The following is a 19614-nucleotide window of genomic DNA, read 5'->3' on the forward strand; positions in this document are numbered from 1 at the left end:
AAACAGTGGTGAATATGATATATATTCCACTTGCTGAATAGATTAAACAAAGCAGATGATAAATAAAAATAAAATATCTATACGTAAAAGGGAGGAATTTTATGTTTTCGCACGTAGAAACATATGGTGTTGATCATCAAACAGAAGCGCTCGTAATCGGGTTATTTAATCAAAACCAACAGTTTGAAGGCTTTCTAAAAGAAATTGATGATGCCTTAGGTGGACAGCTCATTCATTTGATTAAGGAAGGAGATATTCGCGTACAGGAAAAGCGTATATCAACGATTCATACACTAGGAAAATTAGGAGCAAAACGTCTTTATTTTGTAGGGCTCGGACGAAAGCAGGCGTTAACTAAAAATGGGCTCAAAGAAAGCTTTGGCCTTTTATTTAAAAAGTTAAAAGAAGCAAAAATTTCAAACGCATCGGTTGTCCTTCCTACATTTGATACAGGAGAGTGGTCAGAGCAAGAAACTGCAGCTTTAATAGGAGAAGCTCAACAGCTTGCTATGTACGAGTTTGAAAACTACAAAAAGAAATCAAACGAACCTGACAAGCAGCTTGAAAAAATTGAACTGTTTTCTTTTTATAAAGACGTTGTACAATCTGCGTTGGTTGGATATACGTACGGGAAAGCAACAAACTCAGCCCGCACTCTCGTTAACTTACCAAGCAATATGCTAACGGCTACAGATTTAGCTAATTATGCAGTAGAAATGGCACATACATATGGTTTTGAATATGAAATTTTAGAAAAAGAAGAGATGGAAACGCTAGGGATGGGCGCGTTGCTCGCAGTCAATCAAGGTTCCGCAGAGCCTCCTAAAATGATTGTGCTGAAATATCAAGGTAAAGAAAAATGGGAAGACGTTATTGGGTTGGTAGGAAAAGGGATTACCTTTGACACAGGTGGTTACTCTATCAAATCTAAAGACGGGATTGTAGGCATGAAAACAGATATGGGTGGAGCTGCATCTGTTCTTGGTGCAATGGAAGCGATTGGAGAATTAAAACCTCATCAAAACGTAGTAGCGGTCATTCCATCAACTGACAACGTTATTAGCGCGCGTGCCTTTAAACCAGATGATGTTATTACAGCAATGAATGGAAAGACAATAGAAGTGCTGAACACAGATGCTGAAGGGCGTTTAGCACTAGCTGATGGTATTTCATATGCCAAGCATCATGGAGCAAATTATTTAGTAGACGTGGCGACATTAACGGGTGGTGTAATCGTAGCTCTTGGTACACACACAACTGGGGCAATGACGAATGATTCTGCTTTATTGCAGCAAATAGCGAAAGCGAGCATTGAGACAGGCGAACCGATTTGGGAGCTGCCTATTACAGAACGAGACAAAAAGCGTGTTCGGGGAAGTAAAGTAGCAGATTTAAATAACTCTCCTGGACGGGAGGGGCACGCAATTATGGCAGGAACCTTTATTGGTGAGTTTGCAGAGCAAACACCATGGGTTCACTTGGATATTGCTGGAACTGCAACATCCGCTGCTTCTCATGAGTTAGGACCTTCAGGTGCAACAGGCGTGATGGTGCGAACCCTAGCTGCGATGGTTTGTTCATTTGAAGCCAATTAATAAAAAGAACATAGCAGTGATAGAAAGAAACGTAAAAAGAAGCATCGAAGATGCTTCTTTTTTAATATGTTTACATAACGTTTTTTTCTTTTTAGGAAGAAAAGATTGTTTAAAAAAATCCTTATATTGTTAAGGATGTAGAGAAGTTAAACAAACGTTTATTTAGTAAGATGATTGACTTTTTTTCTATACCTAATATAATGAACATGTTGTTTATCTCTCTAATGTTTTAATGAGATAAAGTAAAAAGAAAAATGGAGGTTTCAAAATGAATGCAGTATTAATAGCTGTGCTCGTGATGCTGATTTTGAGCTTATTGCGTATCAACGTTGTCTTTTCTTTAGCGGTCGGAGCGCTAATTGGAGGACTTGTTGGCGGTATCAGCCTCACAGATACAGTAAGTATATACACAGATGGTCTTGGAAACAGTGCTTCTGTTGCATTAAGCTATGCTTTGCTTGGAGGATTTGCAATGGCTGTTTCGCGGACAGGGCTGCCTGATGCCGTTGTTCAGCTAGCGTTGAAAATAGTAGGAAAAGAAGGAGAAACGAAAAAGAAGTCACTGTCAAAAGTACTAATTTTATTGATCATCCTTATTATTTCGTGTTTTTCTCAAAATGTTATTCCGGTTCACATTGCATTTATTCCGCTTTTAATTCCACCGCTATTAAAAGTATTTAATCAGTTGAAAATAGATCGCCGATTAGTCGCAACAGTTATTACATTTGGATTGGTTACACCTTATATGTATTTGCCGGCAGGATTCGGTAAGATTTATCACGACATTTTATTTACTAACATCAAAGAAAGTGGATTAACGATTGATAAAGGAGATATTACCACGGCGATGGCTCTTCCAGCTTTAGGAATGGTAGCGGGCTTATTGTTTGCTGTGTTTATTTCGTACCGTAAGCCGCGCAGTTATAAAGACATTGACATTGATCAAGGCGCAGAGGAGCGTACAGGTTACACAACAAGAGGGATTATAGTAGCGTTACTTGCGATTGTAGCGGCTTTAACTGTGCAGCTCTTAGTAGATTCTATGATTTTCGGAGCGCTTGCAGGAATTGTGGTCGTTTATTTCAGCGGGGCTTTGAAGTGGAATGAAGCAGATCCAGTATTAACGAACGGAATGAGAATGATGGCTTTCATCGGATTTGTTATGCTGTCAGCCTCTGGTTTTGCAAAAGTTCTTCAAGAAACTGGAGATGTAGAAGCACTTGTAAAAGGCTCTGTTGCTCTTATTGGCGGAAACCAAATGCTGGGTGCATTTCTTATGCTTGTCATCGGGCTTTTAGTCACAATGGGCATTGGTTCTTCTTTCTCTACCATTCCAATTATCGCGACGATTTTTGTTCCTCTTTGCTTAGAACTTGGTATGAGTCCAATGGCAACGATTTGTATTGTTGGTACAGCGGGAGCGCTTGGAGACGCTGGTTCACCAGCTTCAGACAGTACGCTTGGACCAACATCTGGACTAGCAGTCGATCGTCAACATGATCATATCTGGGATACGTGTGTACCAACTTTTCTTCACTATAACATTCCACTCATTATTTTTGGGTGGGTTGCCTCAGTTATCTTGTAAATAGAGGGTCTCTAATGAAAAAAAAGCAGCCGATCAAAACCGGCTGCTTTTTTTCATGCTTGAGAAAGAGTAGAAGCAGTGCTGTCACAAGCTCCTAATGCTTGCTCTACAGCCTGAAGAGATTGTTCAATATGTTCGCGATTTGAATCTTTCTCTACTGTTTGAAGAGCTTGTTCAAGGCTTGCTTTTGCCTGATTTAATGACGTACAAGAATCCTGCACGTAACCTCTAGCGTTTTTAGACATTCTTCTTCCTCCTAACTAACCAAAAATGAGAATCAATAAGTAGTATGAGTAATTTGCAGGGAATTATGAGGAGAAATAATAAAAAGGATTAACTCTTATGAAAGGAGTTAATCCTGTCAGCCTAACTGTTTAAATTGGTTGGAATGTAGAAGTTCAAGCACTTTCTTATCAAGCTCCTTAATTTTCTTTACAGCCAAATTGTATTCCATTTCACGGTAATGATGTTTGCCGCCTGGCTCTTCATCAGCTTCATCAGCTAGTTTGACTACTTTTTGAAGAGGGCGTTGCTGAATGGTTCCTTCAGGCAAATAGGAGTCTGTGTGTAGTAAAATAGCTAAGGCAATTTCTTTTGCCGCCTGAGGTTCCTCGCCTAAACGAATGAGTAATTTATGTGCACGTTCAGCACCTTTAATAGCGTGAATATCATTTTGACGATACTTCTCATAATCCCACTGACCATTTGTGTACCATTCGTAGTGGCCAATATCATGAAGCAGCGCTGCTTTTGTAGCTAAATCAGGGTTTACATTATGCTGTACAGATAGACGAAACGCATGATAGGCGACCGATACAGCATGCGCAACGCCAGATCGTGTTAAATATTTTTGAGCGATAGGATGCGTGAAAATTTCTACTAGCGTAACATGTCTCATCATGTCATCCCTCCTAAAGAAAAAATATATTTCCAAATACAATATCATATTTATTTCCTAAATACAATTATCGTGTAATTTGTTTTTACATCCAAAAACGGCATATATTATAATATTCGAAACAAAACAACATGTACATCTTTTTCAAAAGAAAATAAGACTTTTTTCCTTGTGTTTTACCATTTAATATTTAACGAAACGTGACAGCAGTCAAATTGGTTATCGGGATGAATAAACGTAATTTTAATATAGTCTGGCGTATAAAAAACATCAATTTTGGCCTTAACGCCTGTTGAAAGAATGAGTCTTTTTACTTCACTCATTTTAGATTCTTGAGCAGCAGCTTTTATTTTTTTTATTAAAGCTGGCGAAGCGTTAGCTCTTTGAATAAATATGGTAGCGCTTTGCATGGTAGAGGGAATCACTTTAAGAGATTGCTGGAAAGTCGCTATGTCCGCCTCAGGTAAGCTAGGTACCCTGTATGTATAAGGGTGAGGCATGTAGTACGATGGCCAGTAGTAAGACAAGGGAGCAAATGGTTTCATATAAGAATCCTCCTAAAAAACGGATTTTTATTATGTATATGTAGAGGGTTCGTATATGTTGTAGCAAAACCGTTATTGTATACTAGGTACAAAGGGAGGTATGTATATGAAAACAAAAGATACGCTGTTAGAAGCATTAGGAATTGAGATTATTAGCGCAAGTGAACAAAGAGTGGAAGCGACGATGCCTGTTGATGAGCGAACGCGTCAGCCATTCGGGCTTTTGCACGGAGGAGCATCGGTGGCGTTAGCCGAAACTGTGGCTAGTCTAGGTGCTATTAAAAGTGTAGATATTGAAAAAGAAATCTGCGTGGGTTTAGAGATTAATGCTAATCACATCAAAGGGAAAAAAGATGGAACAGTTACAGCTATAGGCGTTCCTTTACATAAAGGAAAAAAAACAGCGGTTTGGGAAGTGAAAATTCAAGATGAAGAAGAGAATTTAATCTGTATATCCCGGTGCACGCTTGCTATTCTGCCTAAAGCTTAAATATAAGAAAGGCTTAGTCTAAAAGGTGTGAGGTATGCTTTTGAAGTCAGGAGGAGCACCTCACACACTGATGTGAGAGCTTAAAGAGAATTTGGAAGAGCGGATACATAAAAAAGTGAAAAAATAGGTAAAAAAAAGAAGCGGAATTATGTCTATTCGTGACAGTTACCCTGCGCATAGAGACATGCTCTAGAATATAGTAGTAGTAAAGTATTCTTTTTATTCAGCAACTAGAATATTCATAATATTAAAAATAATAACAGAAAATAGACCTTCCGATTGTTCAATCGTGCTATAATAGCATTAATATAGTAGGGCGGTTTATTTTACAAAGGGGTGATAATATTGGATAAGAACTCTCAGTATTTATTCATTGATTTTGAATTTACAATGCCAGAGTATAAAGGTTTTCCAAAAGGCTTTTTTCCGGAAATCATTGAAGTTGGTTTGGTGTTTGTTAAAAATCAAGAAATCATTGATCGTTTCTCCTCTTACGTACAGCCTACACACTTTACAAAATTAACTGAGCGCTGTAAATCATTTCTCCATATCGAACAAAATCAAGTAAATGAAGGAATTACGCTAGAGCAGCTTGTACAGCGACTGGGCATGTATAAAAACAGCACGATTATTACATGGGGAAACATGGATATGAAAGTATTAAGGCAGTGCTGTCAAAAAAATAAGGTGCCGTTTCCTTTTACAGGTAAAGAAATTGATCTTTCGATGGAGTATAAGCGCTTTTTTGGAGATCAAAATCAAACCGGCCTTTGGAAAGCTGTGCAAGAGTATGGTAAAGAAGGAACTGGAAAGCACCACTGCGCGCTTGACGATGCGATGACGACACTCAACATCTTTAAGCTTGTAGAAAAAGATAAGCGGTACCTTCAAAAGCCGGAGCCAACGACCATAGGAGATCGAATCGATTTTTCAAAAGTATTAAATAAATTTGCATTATAAAAGCCAAATCACTTCTATGTGAATTTGGCTTTTTGCTTAATGAATACCGTACTCTTTTTTTAACTCTTCTAAACAGTCAATACTTGCTTGAGCAAAAGCGCTATCTTTGGCTTGTTGTTCAGCTATCTTTAATTCAAGGGCTTTTTTTAGTGAATGCTTATAATCAGGAACGCTGTCTTCATAGAGATGAACCATTTTTTGAGGAATGTTGGCCTGCTCTCGAAACGCAAGTGCTTTTCGCTCGTGAAAAAAAGGTACGTCCACTTGTCCAGGATTATGTAAGTCACCTTGTTCTGGATGCTTCAACACAGCTTGAATTCGTACAACATAATGCAGATCTCGAACTTGTGTAATTTCACCGATGTATTTCCCGGTTTTATAAAGTGCTGTAACGGTTTGACCAATTGTAAATGTCATATTGCCAGATCTCCTTTAAGTAAAGTGTTTGTTATAAACAGTATAAATCAAAACCTACTACCGTTTCTATGAAAGGATGTTGTACATGATGTATTTAATGTTTTTGCTTTATTTTCCGGAAGATAAAACAGAATATATTCCTGCTTTTGCTACAATGGCGATTTTTGTACTAGCAGCAGTTGCAGTCTGGCGGTTCATCATCAAGGTGTCTAAAAAAGAAGAAGAAAAAACGAAGGAATTAGAAGCAAAGTTGAAAGAACAAGAAAATAAGAAGTCACTCTAATGAAATGCAAATAAAATGTAAGCGTTTAAAATGATATGTTGCTGGACAATCTATGGAAAGACATCTAAAACTTTCGCTAGTGCGTATGCGATTGGAGGGCAACATGAAAAAACTACTACTCATTGGAACCGTGCCTTTTTTCTTGTTAACGGGGTGTATGGAAAAAGAAATATCCAATAAAGAAGTCAAAGTCTATAACGCAGATGGAGATAGCATCGGTACAGTCAAATTGAAAGAGCAGGCTGATGGAATTGAGTTTACGTACGATTTAAGCGGACTTCCACCTGGCGAACACGGCGTACATATTCATGAAATGGGGATTTGCAAAGCTCCTAACTTTAAAAGTGCAGGAAATCACCTTGATCCTGATAAAAAGAAACACGGACTGTTAAATCCAAAAGGACCACATTTAGGCGATATGAAAAATATTGTGGTAGAAGACGATCAGACGTATAAAGGAACGGATATGGTTCTTCAAGTCACGTTAAAAGAAGGAAAGACGTCTCTCGCTAAGCGTATGGATGGTTCCTCTCTTGTCATTACTGAACAAGGTGATGATGGAATGACAGAGCCATCAGGTAATTCTGGCAAGCGAATCGCGTGCGGAGTTATTTCAAAAAAACATTAAAAACAGCGTTCTTTCGTGAGAAAGAACGCTGTTTTTTACGTTAAAGCTATTTTTAAGCGATTTAATCCTTCTTGAAGTTGTTCATGTGAACAGCCAATGTTCAAGCGAATAAAACCTTTTCCATATGTGGAACTGTATTTTTCGCCTTTTTCTACGGCGATTTTGCCTTTTTCTAATAAACGTTCATGTAATTCTTCTTCTGATAAGTGCAGCTTGTTGCAGTCAATCCATAGTAGATAAGTTCCTTCCGGCTGAATGACTCGCAGTTCAGGTAAGTGTTCACTTATAAACCCTGTCACGAGATCTACATTTTTCTTCAGATACACAAGCAGTGCTTCTAGCCACTCTTCACCTTCACTGTAAGCCGCCTCTAATCCAATTATTCCGAATGTGTTTAAATTAGAAAACCCTTGTTTTTGCTGCTGCTGAACATACTGTGTGCGCAGTTTCTCATTTGGAATAATAACAGCTGAAGCCTGAAGTCCCGGTATATTAAATGTTTTGCTAGGGGCCATACACGTAATGGTTCGATTGGCTACATCTTCACTCACCATGCTGATGGGAATGTGTTTATAAGGATGGTAAATTAGATCAGAATGAATTTCATCTGAAACAATTAATACATTGTATTTTTGACAAAGATTGGCAAGCTTCTTCAGTTCTTCTTTTGTCCACACGCGTCCTACTGGATTATGAGGACTGCAAAGAATCATTAATTTTACGCCTTCTGCAAATTTTTTCTCTAAATCTGCAAAATCAATTTCGTATTTATCGCCCGCAAGTTTTAACGGATTTTCAACAACTTCTCGATCATTTACCTCTATCATGTTGAAAAACGGAGTATAAACTGGAGGTTGAATTAAAATTGAATCTCCAGGTTCCGTAAATGCTTGAATAGCCATACTCAGGGCAAATACAACTCCTGGACTGTATGTAATCCATTCATGATCAATGGTCCACTGATGCTTGTTTTTTACCCAAGATGATAAAGCATTTGCCGTAGATTCAGTAGGGGAAGTGTAGCCGAAAATACCGTGTTTGACACGCTCATTAATGGTTTGAAGAACATTAGGCGGCGCTTGGAAATCCATATCAGCTACCCAAAAAGGCAGAACATCTTTCGCTCCAAAAACGAGGTCCGTTTTGTCCCACTTTACGGACTGCGTACCTGTACGATTAATTAATTGATCAAAAGAATAAGTAGACAATAAAAGTACCCCCTTTTTTAATATAATAGTTTGCTTATTTTCAATACGTTTGTCAACGAAGTTAACTTGTGAAGTCAATAAAGAAAGTGGGAAAATTGGCTGAAGCACCACTAATAAATTTTTTATTAAAGTTAGCGCCTCGTGTGAAATATATGAACTCGCTCCGTCATTATTGAGACAGGGCTTTTTCACCGTACAAGAAATCGACCATATGAGACTGCACAATGTCGGGACACTCTTCTGGTAAAAGATGTCCAATTTCCTTTAACGAGATAAAGGTAGAGTCTGTCAAATCATCTTTTAATTTACGTCCGAGATGTAAAGGGACAACTCGGTCTTCTTCTCCCCAAATGAGTAAACTTGGTTTTTTTATGTGCTGCAAATCCTTTGAGGAGAGGTCTCCTTCTCGATCACGAATCATTCTTGTTAAAGCCATAAACGTACGGTCATCCAAAAAGGGTTCAGTATAGCCATCAATCATTTCTTCGTCGATTAACTGATGATCAAATACGACATTTTGCAAGTTACCTAATACACCTTTGCGAGACAGCCACGTTTTTACCCACAGATAAAAGAAGGGAACATAAGAAGACATGACCAACCCATAATGTGAAGGGCCTAAATAAGCTGAGCTGCACAGAAGAACGAGTTTTGATACACAAGAAGGCTTTAATTTTGCTACGTTTAAACAAACCTGTCCTCCCATTGAGTGTCCCGATAGTACAACATCTTTCAATTTTAAGTATTCAATCAACTCGATGACAATTTTGGCTAAGTTTTTATACGAGTATTGAAAGGTTAACGATTTTTCACTTCGCCCAAATGGCGGAAGGTCCAGCGTAATGATAGAAAACGTATCTTCAAATAAAGGAATTAAACGCCGAAAGCTAAAACTGGATGATAAAAAGCCGTGAATAAATACAATAGCTGGTTTATCAGGGTGATAGTTATGGCATTCGTAGTAAACATTGACGCCATTAAAAGTACGCTGATGGCAAGTAATTTTAGAGTCAGTCAATTTGTTTCACTCCATCTTTTTCTTTCTAGTCTGTCCTAATTTCCAGCAATCTATAAAATGAAACTCAATTACCGGTATAGATTTCACATTAAAGATGTGTTTAAATTTGATATAATGGAAAAAGTGAAAAAATTTAATCGGTGTAGGAGGGGAACGCGGTGTTCTTAGAAGAAAAAGAGTTAGAAATTTTAGAAATTCTAGAAAAAAATAGCCGTATTTCAATAGATAGTATTTCAAAAATGGTGGATTTAACGTTTGAAGAAACCTCTAATATTGTTAAAAAGCTAGAGAGAGAAAAAGTAATTGTGCAATATTCAGCTGATATTAACTGGAGACGAGTAGATGGACATGAGGGCGTCACAGCTATGATAGATGTAAAAGTTGCACCAAAGCGAGGAGTAGGCTTTGACGAGATTGCGGAGCGCATCTATCGTTTTCAAGAAGTAAAATCCGTGTACCTAATGTCAGGAGCATATGATTTGTCTGTTATTATTGAAGAAAAATCAATGTCTGAAGTAGCATTTTTCGTTTCTGAAAAGCTTTCTACGCTAGACTCTGTTTTATCTACAACGACTCACTTTATTATGAAAAAATACAAGCACGATGGTACCATCTACGACCAAGGCGATGAAGATCGCAGAATCGTGGTGTCTCCGTAATGAAAGAGCGCTTGTCAACAACTGTACAACAGCTGAAACCTTCAGGTATTCGCCGCTTTTTTGATTTAGCAGCAAGTATGGATAACGTCATCTCTCTTGGAGTAGGTGAACCTGATTTTGTCACATCTTGGGCTGTTCGAGAAGCGAGTATTTTATCGTTGGAAAGAGGATATACCTCTTATACAGCAAATGCGGGGCTTTTAGAGCTCCGCTTTGAAATTATGAAGTATATGAAAAGAAATTTTAACGTCTCGTATGATTATAAAGATGATATTATTGTGACCGTTGGAGGAAGTCAGGCTTTAGACATTACAATGCGAGCTTTGATTAACCCTGAAGATGAGATTATTGTCGTGGAGCCAAACTTTGTGTCTTACAGCCCGTTAATTTCGCTAGCAGGAGGAGTTCCTGTGGCAATTGAAACAACGGCGGAAACAGAGTTTAAACTACAGCCTAGACAGATTGAAGAAGTCATTACAAGTAACACGAAAGCCCTTCTTTTATGTTCTCCTAATAATCCAACAGGAAGTTCGCTATCTAAAGAAGAGTTGCAGGCTATTGCGGATATTGTAATCAAGCATGACTTGCTTGTTATCACGGATGAAATATATGCAGAATTAACATATGATGAAGAATTTACATCTATTGCTTCTTTAGAAGGAATGAAAGAACGAACTATTATTATTTCAGGCTTTTCTAAAGGGTTTGCTATGACTGGATGGCGTCTTGGGTACATATGTGCACCAACTGAGATTGCTAAAGCAATGCTGAAAATTCATCAGTATACAATGATGTGCGCGCCTACCATGGCCCAGTATGGAGCAATTGAAGCACTACAAAACGGGCAGCATGACGTAGAAGAGATGAGAAAAAGCTATCGCAGAAGACGGAACTATATGGTGAAGTCATTAAATCAAATTGGTCTGGAATGCCATTCTCCCGGAGGAGCGTTTTATGTATTCCCGTCTATCACGAAAACGGGATTGTCATCGGAAGAATTCGCTGAGCAGCTTTTGCTTGAAGAACGAGTAGCCGTCGTGCCAGGCAATGTATTTGGAAAAGGCGGAGAGGGACATATTCGCTGTTCATACGCCTCTTCAATGGAATCATTAGAAGAATCCATAAAACGGATTAGCCGTTTTGTTGAAAATAAGTTATAATAAAAATAAGATATTATGTCATATCGTATAGACGGTTTGATATAATATCTTTTTTGCTATGATGAAATGTAGTGTTAGTTTATATTTGTGACGAAATTGGTAAATAATAAATATAGTATAACTACTTTTTGATTCAATCTATGAACTGTGCTATAATTTTAAATTGGCTATAATGGTGAAAATAATAAGGTATCTAGGAGTGTTTATATGTCAAAATTTGAAATCGGTACTGTTACAAAAGGTAAAGTAACAGGAATTCAACCATACGGTGCATTCGTTGCATTAAATGAAGAAACTCAAGGATTAGTTCATATCTCAGAAGTAAAACATGGCTTCGTTAAAGATATTAACGAACATTTATCAGTAGGAGACGAAGTAAACGTTAAAGTTTTATCTGTTGATGAGTCAACTGGTAAAATTGGTTTATCTATTCGTGCAACTGAGCCAGCTCCAGAAAAAACTGAAGCTTCTGCACCTAAAAAACCTGCTAAAAAGCGTCAAGGTCAAGCAACAGTTCATACTGAATCTACTCAAGGATTCAACACATTAAAAGAAAAATTAGAAGAGTGGATTGAGCAATCAAACCGCGAAGATCTAATTAAGAAATAAGAAAAAAGAAGGATAGCTTAGCTATCCTTCTTTTTTTAATGTTCCGTTCTAGGTTCTGTACGCTCTACTTCAGCAGAAGGTTTAAATAATAGACCTAGGTTAATCAGTCCTGCGATTCCAACCAATCCATAAATAATGCGGGAGAAAGCAGATGTTTGACCGCCGAAGATTGCTGCTACTAAATCAAATTGAAAAAAGCCAATAAGTCCCCAGTTAATTGCTCCAATAATCGTTAATACGAGCGCAATACGTTGAATACCACTCATGATGAACCCTCCTTGTTTTGTAGTTCACTTATTAGCCTGCTTTTTTTAGAGGGAAATATGCATATTTGCTTTTGGAAGATACAGACAAATAAACGTTCATTTGGATGGGGTGAGCATCTAGCCAACAGGGAATAATCTTTAGGAAGTCAATTTTCTTTACAATCAAAAAGTTGTTCTTCATAATGATGCATGTAATCAAGCTCGTAAGGAGGAGTTTATAGTGAACAATTTTACATTTTATAATCCTACAAAATTAATTTTTGGTAAAGGTCAATTAGAGCAATTAAAAACAGAAGCAAGTCGCTTTGGTAAAAAGATATTATTAGTATACGGCGGAGGAAGTGTAAAACGCAGCGGTTTATACGATCAAGTAATGGATGTACTGAATGACATGAATGCAGAAGTACATGAGTTAGCGGGAGTAGAACCGAATCCTCGTCTGACAACTGTTCGCAAAGGAATCGATATTTGTAAAGAAAACGGTATTGAATTTTTACTTGCAGTAGGTGGAGGAAGCGTAATCGATTGTACAAAAGCAATCGCAGCTGGCGCAAAATATGATGGCGACGTATGGGACATCATTAACCGCGACGTATTCGCAGCTGAAGCTCTTCCATTTGGAACAGTGCTAACATTAGCAGCAACAGGTTCAGAAATGAATGCTGGTTCTGTTATTACAAATTGGGAAACACAAGAAAAATACGGCTGGGGCAGTCCGGCAACATTCCCTCAATTCTCTATTTTAGATCCGGTTAATACATTTACTGTACCAAAAAATCAAACAGTTTATGGCATGGTTGACATGATGAGCCACGTATTTGAACAATATTTCCATGCTGCAACAAATACGCCGCTTCAAGATCGCATGTGTGAAGGTGTGCTACAAACGGTTATTGAAACGGGACCAAAATTATTAAACGACTTAGAAAACTACGAGTTACGTGAAACGATTTTATATAATGGTACCATCGCATTAAACGGTATGTTACAAATGGGACACCAAGGCGATTGGGCTACTCATAATATTGAGCATGCGGTATCAGCTGTATATGATATTCCACATGCGGGTGGACTCGCAATTTTATTCCCGAACTGGATGAAACACGTAATGGATGAGAACGTAGATCGCTTCAAGCAAGTAGCTGTACGCGTATTTAACGTAGATACGGAAGGTAAGACAGATAAAGAAGTAGCACTTGAAGGTGTGGATAAGCTTCGTGAATTCTGGTCAAGCCTAGGTGCACCAACTCGCTTAGCTGATTATGATATTGGCGAAGACAAATTAGATCTTATGGCTGATCGTGCAATGGCCAAAGGTGAATTTGGTAAATTTAAAAAATTAAACAAAGAAGATGTACTAGCAATCCTACGCGCTTCTTTATAAGATTCTCGATAAAAAACGCCGTGCAAACCGCACGGCGTTTTTTTTATTCATGATGGGTAAGCTTTTTCTGCTGTTTGGTTTTCAAATCATCCCGAACGGTTTTATCAGAAAGAGGAACTCCGCTGTAATAAGCTGCTCTTCCTAGTAAATGCCCAGCAATAGGAGAGGTGATAAACACAAAGGCAATCGCTAAAATTAACCGTGCACTAATATGGCCAGTGTCAATCCAAAAGTAGAGTAAGCAGCCCACTAATATAAACAGAACGCCTAAGGTAGCACTTTTGGAGGCAGCATGACTTCTTGTGTACGTATCAGGCAAACGAATAAGCCCAATCATGGTCACAACTGTCAGAAGAGACCCTATGAGTACCAAAGCTCCTACAATGATTTCACTGATCACGTTCATATTCAATCACTTCTCCTTTCTCTAAAAACTTAGAAAAAGCAACGGTACCTACAAAGGCTATGATGCCTAGCAGTAAAATGACTTCGAAAAAAGCCTGAGTTCGAAAAATAATCGAGATGATGGCCGTGATAGCAATGATGTTAATTCCAATAGCATCAAGGGCCATTGCTCGGTCAGCAGTTGACGGACCTTTTACCACTCGGTAAACAAACCCAATAGTTGAAGCAGAAATGAGAACGAGCGAAACGTTTAGAAAAATATCGAGCATTTAACGACTCACCTCCATAATAGCTTTTTCGAATGTTTGCTGAATATCTGTAATAATGTCATCAATATCGTCGGTATTGATTGCATGAATATAGATAGTAGAATTATCATCTGATACATCCATTACCAGTGTGCCTGGCGTTAGCGTAATTAAAAGAGAAAGAATGGTAATTTCCCATTCACTCTCCAGACAGGTTGGCATTGCAAAGATGGCTGGCTGAATATTTAATTGAGGGCGCAATACGTCTTTCGTCACTGCAATATTGGCTTTGAATAATTCTCGTATGAAAATAAACAGCAGCTTAATGATCGCATATACTTTATGCAGGTAAAAACGTCTGTGAAAAAAACGGCGGAAAACAAACAGCAGTACCGCTCCCCAGAAAAATCCTATAATAAAGGAAGGTAGTGTCCAAATCCCTCTCAAAAACATCCATGTGAATGCAATGATTACGTTTAATAATAGTTGAAATGACATGCAGATCTACTCCTTTAACACCGATTGGATATAAATTGAAGGATCCATAAGCGTTTGAGCGGCTGTCGACACATAAGGAATAACAGCTTCTGCACCTAGTCCTAAAAAGACAGAAACAGCAAGTAAGATAGCGGATGGGTATAGAATACCTTTAAGGGATACTTTTTCATGCTCAGAAGAAAGCGTAGGTTCACCCCAGAAGCAGCTCATGAAAATCTTAATGGCAGAATATAAAACGAGCAGGCTTGAAACGAGTAAAACTCCTACAAACGTGTAGCTCTCTGATTCTAAACCGCCTTGAACTAAAAGGAATTTTCCAATAAAGCCGCTTAGGGGAGGAATTCCTGCCAACGAAATAGTAGCGATAAAAAACATCCAGCCAAGCAGCGGATAGTCTTTAATTAACCCACCCATTTTCTTTAATTTTGTTGTTCCAGTTATTCGAATGATGCTTCCAGCAAGAAGGAAGAGAGCTGCTTTAATAATCATGTCGTGAATTAAATAATAAATGGCTCCTTCAAAACCTGCTTTTGTTGTTAAAGTTACACCGTAGACAATGACTCCGACAGCAATAATAATATTATAAATTAAAATTTTATTCACATCCGAATAAGCAATGGCGCCTACTGCACCAACAACGATAGTCAAAAGCGCAACGTAGCCGATAATTTGATGAGTGAATTCAGGATGATGGTAAAACAGTAAAGTGAAAGTCCTGAAAATCGAATAAACGCCTACTTTTGTGAGCAATGCACCAAACAACCCGATGATAACGGGTGGAGGCGCACTGTACGAACCTGGAAGCCAAAAATACATTGGGAATAAAGCTGCTTTTAATGCAAATACAATAAATAAAAGCATGCCAATGGTTGTTAAAATTCCCGGCTGATTAGCCTCTGCAATTCGCTGCGAAAGGTCTGCCATGTTGAGAGTTCCTGTTACGGCGTACAAATAAGCAACAGCAATTACAAACAAAGCAGATGAAATGACATTGACTAAAATATACTTAAGAGACTCTCGAAGCTGTGCTTTTGTACCGCCAATTACAATAAGAGCGTACGAAGACATAAGCATGACTTCAAAAAAGACAAATAAGTTAAAGATATCACCTGTCAAGAAAGCGCCAAATACGCCTACTAATAAAAACTGTACAAACGAATAAAAGTAAAAGCGTTCACGTTTTTCGCCAATTGTATGAAAAGCAAAAAGAACGCAGCATAGTGTTACGATACTAGCAGTAAGTACGAGAAGGGAAGCGAACATGTCCGCTACTAGAATAATTCCAAAAGGAGGTTTCCAGTTCCCAAGCTCGTGAGTTAAAACACCTTTTGATTGAACCAACTGTACCAAATATGCAGCAAAAGCAGTGGTGGTGATTAATGATAAAACACTGATTATCCTTTGAAGTTTAATATTGTCTTTGAAAAAAATGAGCACAACACCTACAACAAACGGGATAAGCAGTGGGATGATTACAAAATTACTCGTCATGTTCATTTCCCCTTAACTTGTCCATATCGTCTGTTCCGAGTTCTTGATAAGCCCTGTAAGCTAGTACAAGGAAAAAAGAAGTGACGCCAAAGCTTATGACAATGGCAGTTAAAATGAGGGCTTGAGGTAAAGGATCTGTATAAGAAGAAGCCTTTTCTCCCAGAAGGGGAACACTCCCCCCTTTTAATCCGCCCATCGTTAAAATCAACAGGTGAACACCGTGGCTTAATAAGCCTGTTCCAATAATAATTCGCAGTAAACTGCGGGATAACATGAGATATACAGCGGCAGTGAATAGAATCCCTGCCACTACGGACATTAATATTTCCACTATTCACTCTCTCCAATCGTTTGAATAATGGTCATCGTAACACCAACAACTACTAGATATACGCCTAAATCAAACAGTACAACGGTAGCTAAAGATGTTTTCCCGAGAAGGGGAAGGTTAAAGTAGCTGTACGTGTGAGTGAGAAAGGGAACTTTGAAAATAAATGATCCCAGCCCGGTTAAAATAGCTAACAGCAGACCGGAAGCCGCAACCTTCTTATAATCAAATGGGATGACTTTCGATACGGTTTTTATATCGAAAGCCAGCAGTAGTAATACAAGGGCAGCTGAGGTAGTAAGTCCCCCAACAAACCCTCCTCCAGGTGTATAATGACCTGCAAAGAAAAGATGAATGGCAAAAATGATAATAATGAATGTGACTACTTTCGTTGTTGTTTGTAGTATCAAATCATTTTTTTTCACTCTTCTTCCTCCTTTGTTAACCGAAGACGAATCATGCCATAGATAGCAAGAGCTGCTATACAAAGTACGGTAATTTCAAATAATGTATCAAATCCGCGGAAATCAACAAGAATCACGTTCACCATGTTTTCGCCGCCTGCTTTTTCATAACTGTTTTCAATAAAGTAATGTGAAATGGATTCAAATAGTTTTGTACTGTTTGCTGATATGCCAAGCAATGTAACGGTCGTTCCTACAAGAAGGGCAACCAGTAAATTTGGCAGTTGAAACTTCACCCTTACTTTTCGCTTCCGAAACTCCGGCAAGTAGTAGAAACATAGTAAAAACAGTGATACGGATACAGTCTCAATAACTAATTGAGTCAAAGCTAAGTCAGGAGCGCGGAATAATACGAAAAATAAAGAAAGTGTATAGCCGACAACTCCCAGCGAAATAATGGCTGTGAGGCGTGATTTTGCCAATAAAGTTGTAATAGTAGCCGCAACCATTACAACTGCTAGTATGGCTTCATAAACGCCGATAGAAGCAGTATCTTTTAGATCAATCGCAAAGGCATTCTGAGAAAAGAGCGTTACGAGAAGTAAAATGCCTATGAAAGTAAAAATGATTAAAAGATAGTCTCTAATAAATCCTGTCATTAATGTTTTCATGATGCGCGTTGAGCCTTTTTCCAGCCCTTTAATGCCATAATTATATCCGTTGTTAAGCGTTAAAGAAGAAGGAAATCGTGTATAAATTTTTGACCACTTTTGAAGTGTCATAAACAACAAAATACCAAATGTAATGACCCCTAGCGTCATAAATAATTCTGGCGTAAAGCCGTGCCAAAATTTAATATGCACTTGATATTCTTTACCTGCCTCTAGCAGGCTAGGTGCGATAGAGGCCATTGTTGGCTCAATAAGAGTTGATTCTAATAAATTAGGAGCAAAGCCAAAAATAACAACCAGTGATGCTAAAATAACCGGTGAAATCAGCATGCCTATTGGTGCTTCATGCGGCTTCTTCTCCAACTTTTCGGGCTGGTATTTGCCTGTAAAGGTTTTAAAGATAAGAATCATACTATAGACGAACGTAAAAATACTTCCCACCCAAGCGATGATAGGCAGCAAAATTCCCCACGTCTGCATGCTATACATATCCATTTTTGTCACGTTTACCATGCCTGTAAAAAACATCTCTTTACTTAAAAATCCGTTAAAGGGAGGGAGACCTGCCATTGAAAATCCCCCAATGATAGCAATGGTAAATGTGACAGGCATGAAGCTCATTAACCCGCCTAACTTTCTAATGTCACGCGTGCCTGTTTCATGATCGACAATGCCTACTACCATAAACAAGCTGCCTTTGAAGGTAGCGTGGTTAATCAAATGGAAAACTGCTGCAGTAAGAGCCACTAAGTAGATATTATCGTCTAAAAAATTATAGTGAATAGCTGCGCTACCTACTCCTATAAGTGACATAATCATCCCAAGCTGACTAATTGTTGAAAAAGCTAAAATCCCTTTCAAGTCTTGTTGCTTTACTGCTGAGAACGAGCCCCAAAACAGTGTAATTAGTCCTATGGTTGAAATAACAAAAAACCAAGTGGCGCTTATAGCAAAAACAGGGCTGAGTCTTGCTAAAAGATAAATTCCCGCTTTTACCATTGTAGCTGAATGAAGGTATGCACTCACTGGGGTTGGAGCTTCCATTGCATCTGGCAGCCAAATATGAAAAGGAAACTGAGCAGATTTTGTAAAGGCCCCTAATAAAATGAGGACTAGAGCTGGAATAAATAGATGACTTGATGTAACCACATCTACGTTTGAGATAATTTCGCGTATGCTGAAAGTACCTGTCATGACATATAAAAGTACAATTCCTGCTAATAGGGAAAGTCCTCCGAATACGGTAATGAGCATAGATTTTAAGGCTCCGTATTGAGATTTCTCTCGTTTGTACCAATAACCAATCAATAAAAAAGATGAAAGGCTTGTTAATTCCCAAAAGCTGTAAAGACTCATTAAGTTGTCTGATAATACAACTCCTAGCATAGACCCCATAAAAAGAAGCAAATAGACATAAAACGAATGCAGCGCTTCTTTTGTCTTAGAAAGATAATAAATGGAGTAAAAAATAACAAGTGTCCCAATTCCAGTGATTAACAGAGAAAATAGAAGACCGAGTCCATCCACATAAGCATCAAAGTTAATGCCCAGACTAGGTATCCATTTCATTGAATGTAGGTAGGTTTCCCCTTTAGAAACACCACTGATATATTGTGTGAAATAAATGAACAACACAAGTGGGAGAGGCAAAACGAACCACCCTGTATGAATACGCTGGAATTTCCTATACAGAAGCGGGACAAAAAAGGCTAATAAAAAAGGCGATAAAATCACCAAGTGCAACCACGACAAAAGACAAACCTCCTTGTGATATTCAATTCTGTAACCGATTATATAATAATTTAATTATGCATGCATCCATGCTAATTCTTAGTATCAGCGGATTTTTCAAACCTTATTA

General features: G+C 38.2%; 24 protein-coding genes. 10 read left to right on the plus strand and 14 right to left on the minus strand.

Annotated features, from left to right (window positions below; all coding sequences use genetic code 11):
* Positions 1 to 101 precede the first annotated feature (101 nt).
* On the plus strand, positions 102 to 1595 hold the full coding sequence (locus tag SCI76_RS15725; protein ID WP_168761560.1) for a leucyl aminopeptidase: 1494 nt from the start codon (positions 102 to 104) through the stop codon (positions 1593 to 1595).
* Between the two features lie 268 nt (positions 1596 to 1863).
* A complete protein-coding gene (locus tag SCI76_RS15730) occupies positions 1864 to 3183 on the plus strand; it encodes a Na+/H+ antiporter family protein (RefSeq protein ID WP_033580460.1) in 1320 nt (439 codons plus the stop codon).
* A 53-nt stretch (positions 3184 to 3236) separates the two neighbouring features.
* Here the strand turns inward: SCI76_RS15730 and SCI76_RS15735 are convergent, their stop codons facing one another.
* The 3 genes from SCI76_RS15735 to SCI76_RS15745 all read right to left on the minus strand — a co-directional run bounded on the left by SCI76_RS15735 (position 3237) and on the right by SCI76_RS15745 (position 4626).
* On the minus strand, positions 3237 to 3428 hold the full coding sequence (locus SCI76_RS15735; protein ID WP_033580461.1) for a hypothetical protein: 192 nt from the start codon (positions 3426 to 3428) through the stop codon (positions 3237 to 3239).
* A gap of 116 nt (positions 3429 to 3544) precedes the next feature.
* On the minus strand, positions 3545 to 4081 hold the full coding sequence (locus SCI76_RS15740; RefSeq protein ID WP_013059610.1) for an HD domain-containing protein: 537 nt from the start codon (positions 4079 to 4081) through the stop codon (positions 3545 to 3547).
* A 176-nt stretch (positions 4082 to 4257) separates the two neighbouring features.
* On the minus strand, positions 4258 to 4626 hold the full coding sequence (locus SCI76_RS15745) for a hypothetical protein (protein ID WP_033580462.1): 369 nt from the start codon (positions 4624 to 4626) through the stop codon (positions 4258 to 4260).
* 106 nt (positions 4627 to 4732) lie between these two features.
* On the opposite strand from SCI76_RS15745, the gene SCI76_RS15750 reads away from it, so the two are divergent.
* Both SCI76_RS15750 and kapD read left to right on the plus strand, forming a co-directional pair.
* Complete coding sequence (locus tag SCI76_RS15750) at positions 4733 to 5116, plus strand: hotdog fold thioesterase (protein ID WP_033580463.1); 384 nt, start codon at positions 4733 to 4735, stop codon at positions 5114 to 5116.
* Between the two features lie 345 nt (positions 5117 to 5461).
* Positions 5462 to 6076, plus strand: coding sequence for a 3'-5' exonuclease KapD (kapD, locus tag SCI76_RS15755; protein WP_013085312.1), 615 nt, complete (start codon positions 5462 to 5464; stop codon positions 6074 to 6076).
* Between the two features lie 36 nt (positions 6077 to 6112).
* Here the strand turns inward: kapD and SCI76_RS15760 are convergent, their stop codons facing one another.
* On the minus strand, positions 6113 to 6493 hold the full coding sequence (locus SCI76_RS15760; RefSeq protein WP_033580464.1) for a kinase-associated lipoprotein B: 381 nt from the start codon (positions 6491 to 6493) through the stop codon (positions 6113 to 6115).
* 85 nt (positions 6494 to 6578) lie between these two features.
* Here SCI76_RS15760 and SCI76_RS15765 point away from each other — a divergent pair, with 85 nt between their 5' ends.
* Positions 6579 to 6776: a hypothetical protein gene (locus tag SCI76_RS15765; RefSeq protein ID WP_033580465.1), complete on the plus strand. Its 198-nt coding sequence runs from the start codon at positions 6579 to 6581 to the stop codon at positions 6774 to 6776.
* Positions 6777 to 6879: 103 nt separating this feature from the next.
* A complete protein-coding gene (locus SCI76_RS15770) occupies positions 6880 to 7404 on the plus strand; it encodes a superoxide dismutase family protein (RefSeq protein WP_407544042.1) in 525 nt (174 codons plus the stop codon).
* A 35-nt stretch (positions 7405 to 7439) separates the two neighbouring features.
* Here SCI76_RS15770 and SCI76_RS15775 read toward each other — a convergent pair whose 3' ends face one another.
* Both SCI76_RS15775 and SCI76_RS15780 read right to left on the minus strand, forming a co-directional pair.
* Entirely contained in the window at positions 7440 to 8612 is a 1173-nt protein-coding gene (locus SCI76_RS15775) for a MalY/PatB family protein (RefSeq protein WP_407544043.1), read from the minus strand.
* Positions 8613 to 8781: 169 nt separating this feature from the next.
* On the minus strand, positions 8782 to 9630 hold the full coding sequence (locus SCI76_RS15780) for an alpha/beta fold hydrolase (RefSeq protein WP_048021850.1): 849 nt from the start codon (positions 9628 to 9630) through the stop codon (positions 8782 to 8784).
* A 158-nt stretch (positions 9631 to 9788) separates the two neighbouring features.
* Here SCI76_RS15780 and SCI76_RS15785 point away from each other — a divergent pair, with 158 nt between their 5' ends.
* The 3 genes from SCI76_RS15785 (at position 9789) to yugI (ending at position 12058) form a co-directional block, all read left to right on the plus strand.
* On the plus strand, positions 9789 to 10289 hold the full coding sequence (locus SCI76_RS15785; protein WP_013059601.1) for an Lrp/AsnC family transcriptional regulator: 501 nt from the start codon (positions 9789 to 9791) through the stop codon (positions 10287 to 10289).
* On the plus strand, positions 10289 to 11449 hold the full coding sequence (locus SCI76_RS15790) for an aminotransferase (RefSeq protein WP_048021853.1): 1161 nt from the start codon (positions 10289 to 10291) through the stop codon (positions 11447 to 11449). Before SCI76_RS15785 ends, SCI76_RS15790 begins: the two co-directional genes overlap by 1 nt.
* A gap of 207 nt (positions 11450 to 11656) precedes the next feature.
* On the plus strand, positions 11657 to 12058 hold the full coding sequence (gene yugI, locus SCI76_RS15795; RefSeq protein WP_013059599.1) for a S1 domain-containing post-transcriptional regulator GSP13: 402 nt from the start codon (positions 11657 to 11659) through the stop codon (positions 12056 to 12058).
* Positions 12059 to 12093: 35 nt separating this feature from the next.
* Here the strand turns inward: yugI and SCI76_RS15800 are convergent, their stop codons facing one another.
* Positions 12094 to 12324 carry a DUF378 domain-containing protein gene (locus tag SCI76_RS15800; protein WP_013059598.1) on the minus strand — a complete coding sequence of 77 codons (231 nt, stop codon included), beginning with the start codon at positions 12322 to 12324 and terminating at the stop codon, positions 12094 to 12096.
* Positions 12325 to 12544: 220 nt separating this feature from the next.
* Between SCI76_RS15800 and SCI76_RS15805 the strand changes: the two genes are divergently transcribed.
* Positions 12545 to 13708: an iron-containing alcohol dehydrogenase gene (locus tag SCI76_RS15805; RefSeq protein WP_013085305.1), complete on the plus strand. Its 1164-nt coding sequence runs from the start codon at positions 12545 to 12547 to the stop codon at positions 13706 to 13708.
* A gap of 43 nt (positions 13709 to 13751) precedes the next feature.
* Here the strand turns inward: SCI76_RS15805 and mnhG are convergent, their stop codons facing one another.
* The 7 genes from mnhG to SCI76_RS15840 are packed head-to-tail and all read right to left on the minus strand — an operon-like array spanning position 13752 to position 19505.
* Positions 13752 to 14114 carry a monovalent cation/H(+) antiporter subunit G gene (gene mnhG, locus SCI76_RS15810; protein ID WP_048021855.1) on the minus strand — a complete coding sequence of 121 codons (363 nt, stop codon included), beginning with the start codon at positions 14112 to 14114 and terminating at the stop codon, positions 13752 to 13754.
* The gene (locus SCI76_RS15815) at positions 14098 to 14382 is read right to left on the minus strand and encodes a Na(+)/H(+) antiporter subunit F1 (protein WP_063248384.1); all 285 of its coding nucleotides are present in this window, start codon (positions 14380 to 14382) and stop codon (positions 14098 to 14100) included. The genes mnhG and SCI76_RS15815 overlap by 17 nt, the downstream gene beginning before the upstream one ends.
* The gene (locus SCI76_RS15820) at positions 14383 to 14859 is read right to left on the minus strand and encodes a Na+/H+ antiporter subunit E (protein WP_255905948.1); all 477 of its coding nucleotides are present in this window, start codon (positions 14857 to 14859) and stop codon (positions 14383 to 14385) included.
* Between the two features lie 6 nt (positions 14860 to 14865).
* A complete protein-coding gene (locus SCI76_RS15825; protein WP_034264157.1) occupies positions 14866 to 16350 on the minus strand; it encodes a Na+/H+ antiporter subunit D in 1485 nt (494 codons plus the stop codon).
* Positions 16340 to 16681 carry a Na(+)/H(+) antiporter subunit C gene (locus SCI76_RS15830; protein WP_033580470.1) on the minus strand — a complete coding sequence of 114 codons (342 nt, stop codon included), beginning with the start codon at positions 16679 to 16681 and terminating at the stop codon, positions 16340 to 16342. The genes SCI76_RS15825 and SCI76_RS15830 overlap by 11 nt, the downstream gene beginning before the upstream one ends.
* A complete protein-coding gene (locus SCI76_RS15835) occupies positions 16681 to 17103 on the minus strand; it encodes a Na(+)/H(+) antiporter subunit B (RefSeq protein WP_013085301.1) in 423 nt (140 codons plus the stop codon). The genes SCI76_RS15830 and SCI76_RS15835 overlap by 1 nt, the downstream gene beginning before the upstream one ends.
* A complete protein-coding gene (locus SCI76_RS15840) occupies positions 17100 to 19505 on the minus strand; it encodes a Na+/H+ antiporter subunit A (RefSeq protein WP_063248382.1) in 2406 nt (801 codons plus the stop codon). Before SCI76_RS15840 ends, SCI76_RS15835 begins: the two co-directional genes overlap by 4 nt.
* Between the last annotated feature and the right edge of the window lie 109 nt (positions 19506 to 19614).

Origin of the sequence: Priestia sp. HNGD-A6, assembly GCF_045784335.1 — a bacterium.
GTDB classification, from domain to species: Bacteria; Bacillota; Bacilli; order Bacillales; family Bacillaceae_H; genus Priestia; species Priestia zanthoxyli.

Bases quoted from the DNA above. Each gene is read 5' to 3' on its own strand.
- SCI76_RS15765 (WP_033580465.1), top strand. From the start codon at position 6,579: ATGATGTATTTAATGTTTTTGCTTTATTTTCCGGAAGATAAAACAGAA.
- SCI76_RS15760 (WP_033580464.1), bottom strand. From the start codon at position 6,493: ATGACATTTACAATTGGTCAAACCGTTACAGCACTTTATAAAACCGGG.
- SCI76_RS15770 (WP_407544042.1), top strand. From the start codon at position 6,880: ATGAAAAAACTACTACTCATTGGAACCGTGCCTTTTTTCTTGTTAACG.
- SCI76_RS15800 (WP_013059598.1), bottom strand. From the start codon at position 12,324: ATGAGTGGTATTCAACGTATTGCGCTCGTATTAACGATTATTGGAGCA.
- SCI76_RS15730 (WP_033580460.1), top strand. From the start codon at position 1,864: ATGAATGCAGTATTAATAGCTGTGCTCGTGATGCTGATTTTGAGCTTA.
- mnhG (WP_048021855.1), bottom strand. From the start codon at position 14,114: ATGAACGTGATCAGTGAAATCATTGTAGGAGCTTTGGTACTCATAGGG.
- SCI76_RS15790 (WP_048021853.1), top strand. From the start codon at position 10,289: ATGAAAGAGCGCTTGTCAACAACTGTACAACAGCTGAAACCTTCAGGT.
- yugI (WP_013059599.1), top strand. From the start codon at position 11,657: ATGTCAAAATTTGAAATCGGTACTGTTACAAAAGGTAAAGTAACAGGA.
- SCI76_RS15820 (WP_255905948.1), bottom strand. From the start codon at position 14,859: ATGTCATTTCAACTATTATTAAACGTAATCATTGCATTCACATGGATG.
- SCI76_RS15740 (WP_013059610.1), bottom strand. From the start codon at position 4,081: ATGAGACATGTTACGCTAGTAGAAATTTTCACGCATCCTATCGCTCAA.
- SCI76_RS15725 (WP_168761560.1), top strand. From the start codon at position 102: ATGTTTTCGCACGTAGAAACATATGGTGTTGATCATCAAACAGAAGCG.
- SCI76_RS15815 (WP_063248384.1), bottom strand. From the start codon at position 14,382: ATGCTCGATATTTTTCTAAACGTTTCGCTCGTTCTCATTTCTGCTTCA.
- SCI76_RS15750 (WP_033580463.1), top strand. From the start codon at position 4,733: ATGAAAACAAAAGATACGCTGTTAGAAGCATTAGGAATTGAGATTATT.
- SCI76_RS15735 (WP_033580461.1), bottom strand. From the start codon at position 3,428: ATGTCTAAAAACGCTAGAGGTTACGTGCAGGATTCTTGTACGTCATTA.
- SCI76_RS15745 (WP_033580462.1), bottom strand. From the start codon at position 4,626: ATGAAACCATTTGCTCCCTTGTCTTACTACTGGCCATCGTACTACATG.
- SCI76_RS15825 (WP_034264157.1), bottom strand. From the start codon at position 16,350: ATGACGAGTAATTTTGTAATCATCCCACTGCTTATCCCGTTTGTTGTA.